Below are 11,881 nucleotides of genomic sequence, written 5' to 3' on the forward strand. Positions count from 1 at the left end.
CCTCAAACGCTCCCAACACCGCAACTGGCCGCAACCAGAACCGGCGACAGTCACCATCACCCAGCCAGGAGCAACCTAAAGTCACCGGCATTGCATCTAGGTCTGGATCGACACCTGGAACCAGGACCCGAGACCGTTCACCTGGACCAAGACCGCCGACGAGATCCTCAAGTCCCTCGCCGACTACCTCGCCAAGATCAACCCAGTCGTCCAGGCATCACGGTAATTACTACCCCCATGATTTGTGGCGCATCACACTAGTGCTGCGACCGGGATGGTTCGCCGCGTTTGGGGCGTCCCTCCGTCTGCCCGCGGTAGGTCTGATCACTCGGCCACCGCCGCCTGCCATGTCCATGAGTTGCGGCGGGGATGGCCGTCCAGGTCGCCCCGGCCGGTGCACCAGAGGAGGACATGAGCCGGGTCACCGGGTGGGGCATCAGGGAAGAGCCGGTGGAGCACTGCCGCACAGAGCGGCGCCGGGGGCAGCCACGGCACGCCCAGCCCCTGCGTGATGTCGTGGGTGTGCAGGAGAACCTCGGCGACACCCATTGCCGCGAAACCTGACGGGTCGCAGGGACCCCAGTGCCAGGCCCGGACCTCCGGGCTGGCGGTGGCCAGTGCACTGCCGAGTAGCCCTGCGCAGGCGGTGACCACCTGGAGCACCTCGCGCGGGGAGCTGTCCGAGCGGACGGAGAGATCGAAGGGCAGGTAGGCGTCCGTAGGGCGTGCGGCGATCTGCCCGGCGTAGGCCAGCAGGTCATGGGCGATGTGGGCGGCCGTCGTCCAGCAGCTCCATTCCAGCGGACCTGCTGGTACCGACCAGTCCTCCGCGTCGTGCGGGCCGAGTACCCGCACCATCTCGGTCACGGCCTCGTTGACGTCTCGGTTGTCGATGTAGCGCATCAGGCGATGCTATGGCTGCGGTCAGGAGGGTTCATCCGTCCAGGGTCAGGCTGCCGCGCTTGCGAGGGGGCGTCCGCCCCAGCGGAGTCCCTTCTCGCTGCGGATGCGGGCGCGTTCACGGCGTTGGGCGGCCAGGACGTCGGGGTGGCGGGCGTTGGCGTTGCGCCAACGGAGGTATCGGTGCAGTTCACGGGTCTGGGCGGTGTGGTTGGGGTGGTTGGAGTTGGCGAGGGTGAACTGCCCCAGCGGTCCGAAGTGCGCCTCGATGGGGTTGGCCCAGGAGGCGCTGGTCGGGGTGAAGCACAGCTCCACCTTGTTCTTCCGGGCCCATTGGCGGATCTTGGCGCCCTTGTGGGCGGAGAGGTTGTCCATGATCACGTAGATCGGGGCGCCGTCGGGGCGGGCGGCGCGGATCGACCTGAGCGCGGCCAGGCTGTTGGCGGTGCCCTTGCGGCGGCGGTTGACGCCTCAGAGGGTGTCGTCGCCGACGGAGTAGCAGCCGTGGAAGTAGGTCACGCCGTGGGTGCGGTGGTAGGTCGCCGGGACCCGGTCCGGTCGGCCCTGCTTGGCCCAGCAGGATCCGCCGGTGGGGCGGATGCCGAGCGGCCCGAACTCGTCGAACGCGAGAACGCGGTCGGGGAAGTGCTCCAGGACGTGCTCGATCCGATCGAGTTTGGCGTCGCGGTCGGGGTCGGTGGACTCCTTCCAGGTCTTGGTTCGTTGGAAGGTGACGCCGCGTCGGGCGAGCAGGCGGCGCAGGGCCTCGCGGCCGATGCGGATCACCCGGCCGTGAACCCTGCGGAGGTAGGCGGCGAGCTTGCGGATGGACCAGCGGGTGAAGGGCTGGGCGAGCTTGGTCGGGCGGGTGGTGGCCGTCTTGACGACGAAGTTCTCGTCTTCAAGACTGAGTTGGCGGGGACGGCCTCCCGCCCACTGAGGGTCCAGACAGGCCAAGCCGATCTCGTTGACGCGGTGAACGACGTCACGCACCGTGTCCTCGTCAGCCGCCACGGCGAGGAGGCCGTGACCAACACTTCGCAGCAGACCCCGGCTCTCCCCCTCGTTCGCCGAACGCCGCGCACGACCTCCCCGGTCGGCGCGGCGTTCCGCTTCACGGATCCACTGTCGCAACAGGTCCCGACTCGGCGGGAGGTCGACCGTCGACCACGCGAGGTCTCCGGAGAGAGGCGGGGCCATTCCCGCTGCACGGGCTGCGCCAGGGCAACCATTCGGCCCCGGGGGCCGTCATTTCACGGATGTCGGGGTACGACCGCCTCGCCTCAAGGACACCGGGAGCTGGTCTCGTTGCAGCGGAAGAAGCCGTACTTGCAGCCGTACTGGTGGCGGCTGCTGTTCCGTGCGGACGGCACGGCGGCATGGGAGGCGATGGGCCGGGGACCGCTCATCCCCGTCCCGAACGCCGCACTGACGAGGGCGCCCCTTGAGGTGTGGGCCGATGCCTTGCTGGAGGAGGCGCCGTACGAACTCGAAGACCTGCACGGCGATCTGCTCCTTGAGTGCTACGCGGAGCCCGCCGTCACGGACGGCACTCCGCCGGTGTACTCACGCCAGGTGCGGCTGCCCGGGAAGTGAGTCCGGGGTCGGTTCGGCGCGGGAAGTCGGTGGGGCCGACTTCCCATGCCGTATTCAGCGGACGGGGGCTGGGGTTGGGGTCGGAATCGGGTGGGGGTGGTGGACGGTCGGGTGACCGGCGGTGAGGGGGTAGATCCAGGCGAGGAGGGCGAGCAGGAGGGCGAACGGGAGGAGGGTGTAGGCGGTCGCGGCGCCCCAGGTCACGTCAGGACGCATCGAGGGCGACGGGGAGATCGAGTTCGGCCCAGACGGTCTTGGCGTTGGGGTGGCGGGGGATGGTGCCCCAGCGGTCGGCGAGGGCGTCGATGAGGGTGAGGCCGCGCCCTGACTGGGAGTTGGGGGCGAGGACGGCGGGCAGGGCGGGGAAACGGTCGCCCCGGCAGTCCGAGATCTCGATGCGCAGGGTGGTGCCCCGGCGCACGGTGGTGGTGAGGCAGAGGTGAAGCTCGAAGCCGCGCCCCGGAACGCGGCCGTGGGTCGTCGCGTTGGCGGCGAGCTCCGCGACGATCAGGAGAGCCGAGTAGTACGGCTCTGTGTGGGACAAGTTCACCCCCCAGGTGGTCAGTTGACGCCTGGCGATGCGCCGGCAGATCGCGGCGCCCTTGGGGGTGGCGGCGAGGGTGATGGTGTGGCGGCGGGGACTGTCGAGGGGGATGTCGGTCGTCATGGAAAAAATCGTGACGGTGCGGACGTACGCTGACCATGCATCTGGGGGGTACGGAGAGTGCTTGTCCAGCTGCGGACAGCTTTTGTTCGTGTGACCGAATCACAAGCGGGGTGATCGCGGTGGGTGCAGCGCGGAACATCGAGTCAAGCGACGACGTTCGTACGGAACTGCCGGAGGACCTGGGAGAGGTGTCGGACTTCTTCCGCGCCATCGGGAAGCAGATCAAGCTGCTCCGGGAGCGGGCCGGGATGACGCAGAAGGAACTCGGCGAACGCGTCGGCTACGGGGAGCACCTGATCGGCGCGGTGGAGCGCGGAAAGCGCACCCCGCAGCCGGAGTTCCTGGTGGCGGCGGACAAAGTCCTCAACGCCGGCGGCCTGTTGGCCATCACGAAGGACGACGTGATGCGGGCGCGGGCCAAGGCGCGGCTGCGACACCCGGCCTGGTTCCGTGGGTACGCAACCCTGGAGGTCGACTCAATCGAGTCCCATGACTTCGCCACGCTCGACATCCCCGGGTTGCTCCAGACCGAGGAGCACGCCCGAGCTGTCTACGCAATGAGGCAGCCCCCCTTGTCAGAGGAGGTGATCGAGATGCGGGTCGCCGCGCGAATGGCGCGCCAGGAGGTACTGACCCGGTGGCCCCGGGGGATGTTCAGCTGGGTGATCGACGAGAGCGTACTACGCAGACCCCTGGGAGGGTGGGACGTGCATGCAGCCCAGCTCCGCCGGCTCCTGGAGGTCGGGCGGACCCGCGGCATGGTCATCCAGGTGCTGCCCCTGGACAGAGCTGAGCACGCCGGAATGGGCGGGCCGTTCATTCTGATCGCACCAAAGGGTCGGCCTCAGCACGCCTACATCGAGGTACAGACGAGCAGTAGGCTGATCGCCGACCCGGAGGAAGTCCGGATCATGAACGCGCGCTACAACATCCTCAGGGCGCAGGCCCTTGGTCCCGAGGAGTCCCTGGCCTTGATCGAGAAGATCCTGGGAGAACGATGAGCACCGAGCTGGCATGGTTCAAGAGCAGCTACAGCGGCAACGAGGGTGGCGCTTGCGTCGAGGTGGCAGAGACCCCCGGTGTCGTCCACGTGCGTGACTCGAAGGACAAGAGCGGCCCCCAGCTGGCGTTCGAGCCGGCCACGTGGCAGGCGTTCGTGGCGTTCGCCGCGACCGCCGAGGTCTGAGCACTGTCCCGACGGCCCACCGCTAGGCAGCGGTGGGCCGTCGGCGTACCGTCAGAAAGCATGGAACTCGCATGGTTCAAGAGCAGCCACAGCAGCAACGAAGACGCCGCCTGCGTCGAGATCGCCGAGACGACCGCCGCCGTCCACGTCCGTGACTCCAAGGACAAGGACGGCCCCCAGCTCACCTTCTCCCCCGCCGCCTGGCAAGCCTTCGTCGACTTCGCCCCGACCGCCGCCACCTGAAGGCCCGAGGCTGCCGTCTCCATCCGGGTCTGGAGGCCGAAGTCCTTCACGCAGCGGACGGTGACGAGCGGCGGGCATCCGGCATGACCGTCGCCTCGATGCGGGCGGGCCGCCTCCGTGGCGCCGGGGCCCTTTCTGCCGTCCGTGCCGGTCAGGGGCTGGTGAAGGTCACCTCGGGGAAGTCCCGGCTGGGGCCGTTGAGCAACGGCTCGCAGGTTCCCCTGAGTTGGCGTTCGAAGAAGGCGCCGACATAGCTGGTGGTGATCGCGATCGACCGGGGGGCGTTCGGGATGGGCAGCACGCCGCTCTCGTTGACCAGGTAGTCCAGGTCGGTGAAGGTGTAGTGGTCGGCGCCGGCGACGGTGAGCCAGCGCTTCCATCCGTCCAGGTTCGGCCAACTGCTCTTCCAGGACGGCACGATGTCCGGGCCGCTCGGGTCCGCGGCCGCGATCAGCAGGACCGGGCGGCCGTCGATGCCGGTCGCGGGAACCGGTGGGGTGATGGCGCCGTCGAGGTCGACACCGGCCAGCACGCGTCGGTCCGCGCCCATGGCGGCCAGGGTCGCATCGCCGCCGACGGAGTGTCCGGCCATGCCGATCCTCGCCGGATCGATGAGCGTGGAGTACCGCCACACCGGGCGCGGACCGGTGAGCTCGGTGAGCAGGAAGGACACGTCCCGGGCGCGGCCTGCGGCGATCTGTTCCTGGGTGGCGGCGCCGGAGTTGTACTCGTCGCACGCCGTACAGGGCAGGATGCCGTCCGGAAAGCGGGTGGCCGCCGATTCGTGGGCGTGGTCGACGGTCGCCACCACGAATCCCCGGCTGCTCAGTTCCTCGGCCAGCGCGGTGAGGGTGTAGCGGGGCACCGTGAAACCGGGGGACAGCACGACGAGCGGGTAGCGGCCCCGCGCCGGTGCCGCGTCGGCCCGGGCCCAGGTACGGGTGTCGGCGAGGCGGGCCGGTTCGAGGGCCCCCGACAGACCGGCATAGGTGATCAGCGCCGACGCTTCGGCGGTGCTCATGTACGCGGCAGGCGTGCCGCTGTTGGTGCGGGCAGGGTAGTAGAGGTCGACCATCAACTGTCGCGGTCCCGACTGCGGTGCCCACGGATCGGCGCGCCGATCGTCGACGAGGTGCAGGGTGTCACGACCGACCGCGTACGACCCGGTCGGCCTCGGCAACGACAACGCACTCGTCGTCCGGGCCGTCGGCGCACTGGACGCCGTCAGCGGTGTCGCGGCGGGTGCCGCGACAGCTGGGGCCGACACGCTCAGGGGGATGATCGCCATGGCGGTGGCACAGCTGACCGCGTATCTGGTTGCCCGCCGGATTGTCTTCATGGCGGCGATTCTTTCCACTCGCGCGGGGGTGCGGCATCCGGGTGGCCCCCCGACAAGTCCCCGATTTCGGCGTCGACATTCCCTACGGGCCATCATGACGGCGTCGACGGGCTCGAATTGTCGACGTCGATCCGATCGCCGATGCGTGGGCGGTGGCAGCCCGGGGTGAAGGAGGTGGCCGGCCGGCGGCGGCGCGGCTAGCGTGACCGCATGGATCGAGGTCAACGCTCACTCCACGCCTCGTCGTTCGGCGCGGCGGCGATCGCGTACGCCGAGCACCGCCCGGACTACGCGCAGGATGCGGTGCGTTGGGCGCTCGAACCCGCTCCCGGCCCGCGCGTGCTCGACCTCGGCGCCGGAACCGGCAAGCTGACCGGCGTGCTGGCCGCGCTGGGTGCCGAGGTCATCGCGGTCGAGCCCGACCCGGCGATGCTGGCCGAGTTGCGCCGTTCGCTGCCGGAGGTCCGTGCCCTGTCGGGGAGCGCGGAGGCGATTCCGCTGCCGGACGCTTCCGTCGACGCCGTGGTCGCCGGCAACGCCATGCACTGGTTCGACATGGCCGCCGCAGGGCCCGAGATCGCCCGGGTCCTCGCCCCCGGTGGCGTCCTGGCCGGCCTGTGGAACGTGCTGGACGACCAGGTCGCCTGGGTCGACGGGCTCGCGCAGATCAGCGGGGGCGAGGCCATCGGCCCGCGTGACACGCCCGCCGGGTGGCGCGCCGAGACGACCGGCATGCACCTTCCGAAGTCCGGCGCGGCCGCCCGGTTCGGCTCGCCGGAACAGGAGGAGTTCCCGCACGGGCAGCTCCGCACCGCCGACTCCCTCGTCGCGACCCTCGCGACCCGCGCGGGCATGCTCGTCATGCCCGAACAGGAGCGGGAGGCCAGGCTCGACCGGATCCGCGCGTTCCTCGCGGACAGGCCGGAGACCGCCCACGGCGAGTTCGCCCTCCCGATGCTGACCGCCGTGCTGCGCGTCCGGCGGCTGACTCCCGCCCCGGATCCGCGAGCTTAGAGACCCGCCTCCCAGAGCGCGCGCCGCACCGTGTGCAGGGCGGTGGCGGACTGTTCCCAGCCGTGCCACCAGAACAGGCCGCCGCCGTGGCTCGCCTCGGCGGCCAGCGCCGTCAGGTGTGCCCACGGCCCGGCCGGGAGGCCGAACTGCGGTCGGGCGGCCAGGCGTTCGGCCTCCCCGGCGGCGACCGGCACCATGCCGACCACCGGCAGCGGTAGGCCGTCGAGCGCGCGGCCGGTGCCGGTGCCGGTGCCGGTGTCGGTGCCGGTGCCGGTGCCGGTGAGGGTCGGGCCGCCAGGAGCGCGGCCGGTGCCGGTGAGCATCGGGTGCAGGGTGATCGGGTCGAGCAGCAGGGTCAGTTCGGCGGACGGCAGCGGTGCGGGGCCGTCGCGCCAGGTGAGGCGCTTGCCGGTGAACTCCGCGTGGCGGATCGGCTGTTCGTCGAGGGCGACGCCGTCCGCGGCCACCCGTAGCTCCGCGCCGCGGCCGCCCGGCAGCCGCACCCGGTAGCAGCCGTACAGATACGGCGGCACGGCCGGTGCCGCCACGGCCTGGGCGTAGGGGACGGCGACGCCGTCCACCTCGAAGCCCGCCGGGCCGACCACGACGGCGGCCGCCGTGGGCACGCCGTCGACCGCGACGCGGACCCGCAGCGCCGGGCCGTCCTCGCCCGGCCCGACGGAGACGACCAGTTCGCGCCCGGCCTCGTCCGCCGCCCGGTAGTCGCCGACCAGGTCGGCGAGCGGAGGCACGTCCGGCAGGGCGTACTCGGCGAGTTGCACCGAGAACTCCGCCGCCGCGACCCGCCCGGCGGGCCACACCGCGCCGACCAGCCGGCGCCGCCCGTCCCGGCCGACCTCGGTGCGCAGTTCGCCGCCGCAGTCGTTGCCGTCCTCGGCCTGCCAGCGCAGCACGCCGTGGTCGTGACGCGGGCCGGTGATCCGCTGCCCGTTGACGTGGACCCGGTGCCGGGGCGGGTCGGTGGCGCGGCCCAGGACGTAGACGTCGAGGTCGCCGTCCGACGTGCCGTAGAGGCCCGTCCACGGGTACAGGGCCTCGGCGAGGACGGTGTCCAGGTCCCGACGGACGGTCGTCCCGTCGACGCCACCCCCGAGCCCGTCGTCGCGCACCGACCGGAGCAGCGCGCGCGCCTCCGACTTGCGGGTGAGCAGGGCGCGCAGCCGCCGCGCCGCCTCCGGGGTCGGCCGCCGGTAGCGGCCCTTGGCGGCGGCCTGCATGGCCGCGTCCTCGCGGCGGGCCAGCAGGGCGCGTTCGGCGTCGGCGAGATCCGGCGGCGCCCAGGACGCCACCGCCGCCTCGGGCTCCCGGACGAAGCGTTCGCGCAGGGCGCCGTCCTCCCCCAGGGCGAGGACGAAGCGGGCGGCGGGCGTGTCCTCCTGCCAGTGGTAGCCGCCGGGGACGTGGAAGTCCGTGAAGCCGTCGAGGGCGGCGAGTTCGCGCGGCCCGTAGTCGTCGACCGTCCGGACCGGGCCGGTGGGCGGCCGCACGGTCTGGCCGGGCCGGATCAGGCCCAGCCGTTCGAGCATCCGCGGATCGGCCGGGGCGGCGACGGCCGGCGGGAGGTACCAGGTGGAGGCGCTGGTGACGGTCCGCTGCACGGCCCGGTCCCGGAGCCCGGCGACGGTGTGCCGGTCGGTGACGGGGGCGGTGCCCCGGTAGCGGGCGCCGATGTAGTTGACCACCGCGTGGTCCGGGCCGTAGACCTCCTCCAGCCGGTCGACCAGGACGGGCAGCCGGTGGTTGAAGAACCCGGTCCGCTGGTAGCCGAGTTCGCCGACCAGCCCGACCTGCCAGAGCACCAGGTGCAGGCCCGGGTCGATCCGCCGGCCGCGGATCAGCAGGTCCGAGGCCTCGAAGGTCTGCATGCCGGGGCTGCTCGGGTCCACGCCGAGGTCGGCGCACAGGACGTCCAGCGCGCTGATCCCCGGCCGCATCACGGCCGCGTGGCCCTCGCGGCGGGCGATCCGGACGGCGCGGTGGCTGGAGAGGACGAACACGCCCGGGTGGCCGTAGAAGACCGCCGCCACCCGCCGTCCGGCCCGGACGAAGTGCAGGATCGCCTCGGACATCTGCACGTACGTCAGATAGCGGTCCTTGGCGTCGTCGTAGAGGACGCCGAGGTCGTAGGAGTCGGGCCGCCAGGCCTTGATCCGCACCACCGTCACCGGGTCGGCGACGCAGTGGAAGACGTGGTCCGCCTCGCGCAGCAGCCGCTCGTCGGCGCGGGTGAACCCGGCCGCCTCGATGCCGGAGCCGAGCACGGTCAACTCGCCCTTGGGCGTGGCTGGTTCGGCGCGCCCGCCGTCCAGCTCGGGGCGGTCCGGCCCGGGGGCGGCGGCGATGGCCCGGGCCAGCTCCGCCCAGCGGTCCTCGTGCTCGCGGCGGGTCGGGAAGCGGTCGAAGGGGCGGCCGTACGGGCGGTTCGGGTCCATCGGGCGGCGTCAGTCGGTGTCGGCGGCGTCAGGCGATATCGACGGCGAAGTCCATCTGGACGACCTGCGGTGGGGGATCCATCAGGCCCGGGGCGTCCACCTCGAAGTCCATCTGGGTGATCTGCGGCGCGGGCTCCGTCAGGATCGGGCTGTCCAGGTCGAAGTCCGTCCGGCCGACCTGGCGGAAGGGCCGGTCCTCGGCGGTGTCGGGGCCCAGCGTGAGATCGGCGTCCACGTCGATGTCGACGACGTCGAAGGCCAGGCTGCTTGCGGTCACGGTAGGCACTCGACAGTCACTCGTCCCCTCGGAGCCACGGGCGTTGGCGACTTCATGCTACTGAACACCAGTTCGCGCCGACAGCCCTCACGGGCGCCTCCGGTGCGCCAGCCGGCCGAGGCCCTGGTCGGGCGCGGTCAGCGGTCAGCGGGCCGACGAGCGCGCCGCCCCGGCCGCGCGCTGGGCCCGCTGAGCCCGCTGAGCGAAGACGTCCTCCCGGCGGTCGGCGGTCTGGCGCAGGACCCGCTTACGGTCCCGGCCGGACAGCCGGTCGATGTACAGCTGCCCGTTCAGGTGATCGGTCTCGTGCTGGAGGCAGCGGGCGAAGTAGCCGGTCCCCTCGATGGTGACGGCGGCGCCGTACTGGTCGAAGCCGTGCACCACCACCTCGGCCGGGCGGGCGAGTTCGGTGCCGGCGCCGGGGACGGAGAGGCAGCCTTCGGTGTCCTCGATCAGCCGGCGGCCGGGCTCGCGGGGCTCGACGACCGGGTTGAGCACGTGGCCGACGTGCCGGACGCCCTGGTCGTCGCGGCAGTCGTAGACGAAGAGGCTGAGGTCCACGTCCACCTGGTTGGCCGCGAGCCCGCAGCCGTCGGCGACCTGCATGGTGGCGAACATGTCCTCGATGAGGCGGGCCAGCCGTTCGCTGCCGTAGTCCTCCCCGGTCGCCGGGCGGCAGGTGCGGCGGAGGATGTCCTCCCCCACCTCGGTGATCCGCAGGACGGTCGGGCGTTCACGCGGTTCGGACATCGGCGCTCCCTCGTCGACACCGTCGACACGACGGCGAGGATGACGGCTTGTCATCGACTTTGCAAAGTAGCAGACTTTGCAAAGTGACCGAAGATGCCAGAGGCGCCGAAGACACCGAAGACCTCACCGCGCCCGCCACCGGCGCCCTCCCCCAGCACCCCGTACGCACCGCGCTCCTCGGCCTCCTCACCGAGAAGGCCGCCCTCACCTCCACCGAGGCCGCCGCCGCCACCGGGTACAGCTCCGGCCTGTGCTCCTTCCACCTCCGGCAGCTGGCCCGCCACGGCCTCATCGAGGAGGCTCCCGCCACCGACGGCCGCGCCCGCCCCTGGCGGCTCCCGCAGCAGTCCCACCAGCCCCACCAGCCCGCCGCGGCCGACGAGTTCGGGGACCTCGCGCGCGGCCTGGAGGACGAGAGCTACCAGCGTTGGCTCGCCCGCCGCGACACGGCCCCGGCCGACTGGCGGCAGGACGAGGCGTTCAGCACCGTCCTCTACCTGACCCCCGCCGAACTGGCCGCCGTCGGCGAGGCCGTCCGCCAGGTGCTGGCCCGCTACCGCGACCGCGAGGCCGACCCGGCCGGCCGCCCTGCCGGCGCCCGCCCGGTCGCCGCCGTGGCCCGCCTCTTCCCGCTCCTCCCGGACGAGCACTGACGAGCACTGACGAGCGCTCACAAGCGCTGACGAGCACCGACGAGCAGGGCCACCTACAGACGGAGCAGGAAGTCGGCCGGACCGACTTCCTGCTCCGCGACCGTCAACTATCACGGGGAGTTCAAGGCCAGGCCGCCCGGCCGGCGGCCTGCCGCTCCCGCGCGCCTACCCGGCTCAGGCCCAGATGGAGAGGCGGGCCGTGTTCGGGGCGACATCACAGAAGTAGCTGACAGCCTCGCCCCGGGCCACGTAGGCCCGGCCCGCGGCGTCGCACGCGGCGCCGCTCGGGTACATGCCGACATAGACGTATCCGGTCGTCACGCTCGTGGATGCCTGAGCAGCCGGGGCGGCCATCAGCCCGCCCGCGGCCAGCAGTCCAGCAAGGGCCATGGTGGAAACCGCTTTGCGCATTGCCATGCCGGTGCCTTCTTCCCTCCAAGAGGAGCGCCGGAGTCCGCCCCCCGGCGCTTCGCGGTGATCCTCCTCCACTCCCGAACCCAAAGCAATGGTCAAGACCAAATGGTCGAGACCAATTTGGCAGTGCGTCAGCGGCGGCGTCCGGGCGGCGCCCGGGCGGCGTCCGGGCGAGGGAAAAACCCGCTGGCGCACCGGCCCCACCGGCCTGCAAGCTGGCCCGATGCGCGTCAACGGCCCCCTCTGCACCCGCCAGTCCCTCGCCGCCGAGCTGCGTGGGGGGGGGGGGGGGGGAGGGGGGGAGGGGGGGGGGGGGGTTGGCGTTTTGGTTGTTTGTTGGGGGGGTTGGGGGGGGGGGGACGCCGTCACAGGCGACACGTTGGGCACCC

The 11,881-nt window shown here is 71.9% G+C and carries 14 protein-coding genes and 1 pseudogene; 6 read left to right on the forward strand and 9 right to left on the reverse strand.

What is annotated here, in order from left to right; all coding sequences use genetic code 11:
* Nucleotides 1-324: 324 nt before the first annotated feature.
* Both AC07AL_RS32750 and AC07AL_RS32755 read right to left on the reverse strand, forming a co-directional pair.
* On the reverse strand, nucleotides 325-903 hold the full coding sequence (locus AC07AL_RS32750) for a maleylpyruvate isomerase N-terminal domain-containing protein (RefSeq protein ID WP_363583974.1): 579 nt from the start codon (nucleotides 901-903) through the stop codon (nucleotides 325-327).
* A gap of 45 nt (nucleotides 904-948) precedes the next feature.
* Nucleotides 949-1,914 (reverse strand): annotated as a pseudogene (locus tag AC07AL_RS32755) (IS630 family transposase); the annotation flags it as partial.
* 294 nt (nucleotides 1,915-2,208) lie between these two features.
* On the opposite strand from AC07AL_RS32755, the gene AC07AL_RS32760 reads away from it, so the two are divergent.
* Nucleotides 2,209-2,496 carry a hypothetical protein gene (locus AC07AL_RS32760; protein WP_478319203.1) on the forward strand — a complete coding sequence of 96 codons (288 nt, stop codon included), beginning with the start codon at nucleotides 2,209-2,211 and terminating at the stop codon, nucleotides 2,494-2,496.
* Between the two features lie 54 nt (nucleotides 2,497-2,550).
* Here AC07AL_RS32760 and AC07AL_RS32765 read toward each other — a convergent pair whose 3' ends face one another.
* Together AC07AL_RS32765 and AC07AL_RS32770 are read right to left on the reverse strand one after the other, a co-directional pair.
* Complete coding sequence (locus AC07AL_RS32765; protein ID WP_363583978.1) at nucleotides 2,551-2,712, reverse strand: hypothetical protein; 162 nt, start codon at nucleotides 2,710-2,712, stop codon at nucleotides 2,551-2,553.
* Nucleotides 2,702-3,163, reverse strand: a complete 462-nt coding sequence (locus AC07AL_RS32770) for an ATP-binding protein (protein ID WP_363583979.1) — start codon at nucleotides 3,161-3,163, stop codon at nucleotides 2,702-2,704. The genes AC07AL_RS32765 and AC07AL_RS32770 overlap by 11 nt, the downstream gene beginning before the upstream one ends.
* 113 nt (nucleotides 3,164-3,276) lie before the next feature.
* Here AC07AL_RS32770 and AC07AL_RS32775 point away from each other — a divergent pair, with 113 nt between their 5' ends.
* Genes AC07AL_RS32775 through AC07AL_RS32785 form a run of 3 tightly spaced genes read left to right on the forward strand, consistent with a single transcriptional unit; the run spans nucleotide 3,277 to nucleotide 4,592 of the window.
* The gene (locus AC07AL_RS32775) at nucleotides 3,277-4,164 is read left to right on the forward strand and encodes a helix-turn-helix domain-containing protein (protein WP_400334493.1); all 888 of its coding nucleotides are present in this window, start codon (nucleotides 3,277-3,279) and stop codon (nucleotides 4,162-4,164) included.
* Nucleotides 4,161-4,349, forward strand: a complete 189-nt coding sequence (locus tag AC07AL_RS32780; protein ID WP_363583983.1) for a DUF397 domain-containing protein — start codon at nucleotides 4,161-4,163, stop codon at nucleotides 4,347-4,349. Before AC07AL_RS32775 ends, AC07AL_RS32780 begins: the two co-directional genes overlap by 4 nt.
* A 60-nt stretch (nucleotides 4,350-4,409) precedes the next feature.
* Nucleotides 4,410-4,592: a DUF397 domain-containing protein gene (locus AC07AL_RS32785; protein ID WP_363583985.1), complete on the forward strand. Its 183-nt coding sequence runs from the start codon at nucleotides 4,410-4,412 to the stop codon at nucleotides 4,590-4,592.
* Between the two features lie 151 nt (nucleotides 4,593-4,743).
* Here AC07AL_RS32785 and AC07AL_RS32790 read toward each other — a convergent pair whose 3' ends face one another.
* A complete protein-coding gene (locus AC07AL_RS32790) occupies nucleotides 4,744-5,931 on the reverse strand; it encodes an alpha/beta hydrolase family protein (protein ID WP_478319205.1) in 1,188 nt (395 codons plus the stop codon).
* A 210-nt stretch (nucleotides 5,932-6,141) separates the two neighbouring features.
* On the opposite strand from AC07AL_RS32790, the gene AC07AL_RS32795 reads away from it, so the two are divergent.
* Nucleotides 6,142-6,945, forward strand: a complete 804-nt coding sequence (locus AC07AL_RS32795; RefSeq protein WP_478319206.1) for a class I SAM-dependent methyltransferase — start codon at nucleotides 6,142-6,144, stop codon at nucleotides 6,943-6,945.
* On the opposite strand, the gene AC07AL_RS32800 is transcribed toward AC07AL_RS32795, so the two are convergent.
* The 3 genes from AC07AL_RS32800 to def form a co-directional block, all read right to left on the reverse strand.
* Nucleotides 6,942-9,398: an SAM-dependent methyltransferase gene (locus AC07AL_RS32800; RefSeq protein ID WP_478319207.1), complete on the reverse strand. Its 2,457-nt coding sequence runs from the start codon at nucleotides 9,396-9,398 to the stop codon at nucleotides 6,942-6,944. The genes AC07AL_RS32795 and AC07AL_RS32800 overlap by 4 nt on opposite strands.
* 28 nt (nucleotides 9,399-9,426) lie before the next feature.
* On the reverse strand, nucleotides 9,427-9,675 hold the full coding sequence (locus tag AC07AL_RS32805) for a hypothetical protein (protein WP_363583994.1): 249 nt from the start codon (nucleotides 9,673-9,675) through the stop codon (nucleotides 9,427-9,429).
* A 144-nt stretch (nucleotides 9,676-9,819) separates the two neighbouring features.
* The gene (gene def, locus AC07AL_RS32810; RefSeq protein ID WP_400844232.1) at nucleotides 9,820-10,425 is read right to left on the reverse strand and encodes a peptide deformylase; all 606 of its coding nucleotides are present in this window, start codon (nucleotides 10,423-10,425) and stop codon (nucleotides 9,820-9,822) included.
* Between the two features lie 83 nt (nucleotides 10,426-10,508).
* On the opposite strand from def, the gene AC07AL_RS32815 reads away from it, so the two are divergent.
* Entirely contained in the window at nucleotides 10,509-11,078 is a 570-nt protein-coding gene (locus AC07AL_RS32815) for a helix-turn-helix domain-containing protein (RefSeq protein ID WP_478319210.1), read from the forward strand.
* A 174-nt stretch (nucleotides 11,079-11,252) separates the two neighbouring features.
* On the opposite strand, the gene AC07AL_RS32820 is transcribed toward AC07AL_RS32815, so the two are convergent.
* Nucleotides 11,253-11,495 carry a hypothetical protein gene (locus AC07AL_RS32820; RefSeq protein ID WP_363584000.1) on the reverse strand — a complete coding sequence of 81 codons (243 nt, stop codon included), beginning with the start codon at nucleotides 11,493-11,495 and terminating at the stop codon, nucleotides 11,253-11,255.
* Between the last annotated feature and the right edge of the window lie 386 nt (nucleotides 11,496-11,881).

The organism is Kitasatospora sp. NPDC043949, assembly GCF_056435365.1.

Excerpts from the sequence above, each read along its gene's own strand:
- AC07AL_RS32795 (WP_478319206.1), top strand. The coding sequence starts at position 6,142 with ATGGATCGAGGTCAACGCTCACTCCACGCCTCGTCGTTCGGCGCGGCG.
- AC07AL_RS32770 (WP_363583979.1), bottom strand. The coding sequence starts at position 3,163 with ATGACGACCGACATCCCCCTCGACAGTCCCCGCCGCCACACCATCACC.
- AC07AL_RS32750 (WP_363583974.1), bottom strand. The coding sequence starts at position 903 with ATGCGCTACATCGACAACCGAGACGTCAACGAGGCCGTGACCGAGATG.
- AC07AL_RS32790 (WP_478319205.1), bottom strand. The coding sequence starts at position 5,931 with ATGAAGACAATCCGGCGGGCAACCAGATACGCGGTCAGCTGTGCCACC.
- AC07AL_RS32785 (WP_363583985.1), top strand. The coding sequence starts at position 4,410 with ATGGAACTCGCATGGTTCAAGAGCAGCCACAGCAGCAACGAAGACGCC.
- AC07AL_RS32820 (WP_363584000.1), bottom strand. The coding sequence starts at position 11,495 with ATGGCAATGCGCAAAGCGGTTTCCACCATGGCCCTTGCTGGACTGCTG.
- AC07AL_RS32800 (WP_478319207.1), bottom strand. The coding sequence starts at position 9,398 with ATGGACCCGAACCGCCCGTACGGCCGCCCCTTCGACCGCTTCCCGACC.
- AC07AL_RS32765 (WP_363583978.1), bottom strand. The coding sequence starts at position 2,712 with ATGCGTCCTGACGTGACCTGGGGCGCCGCGACCGCCTACACCCTCCTC.
- def (WP_400844232.1), bottom strand. The coding sequence starts at position 10,425 with ATGTCCGAACCGCGTGAACGCCCGACCGTCCTGCGGATCACCGAGGTG.
- AC07AL_RS32780 (WP_363583983.1), top strand. The coding sequence starts at position 4,161 with ATGAGCACCGAGCTGGCATGGTTCAAGAGCAGCTACAGCGGCAACGAG.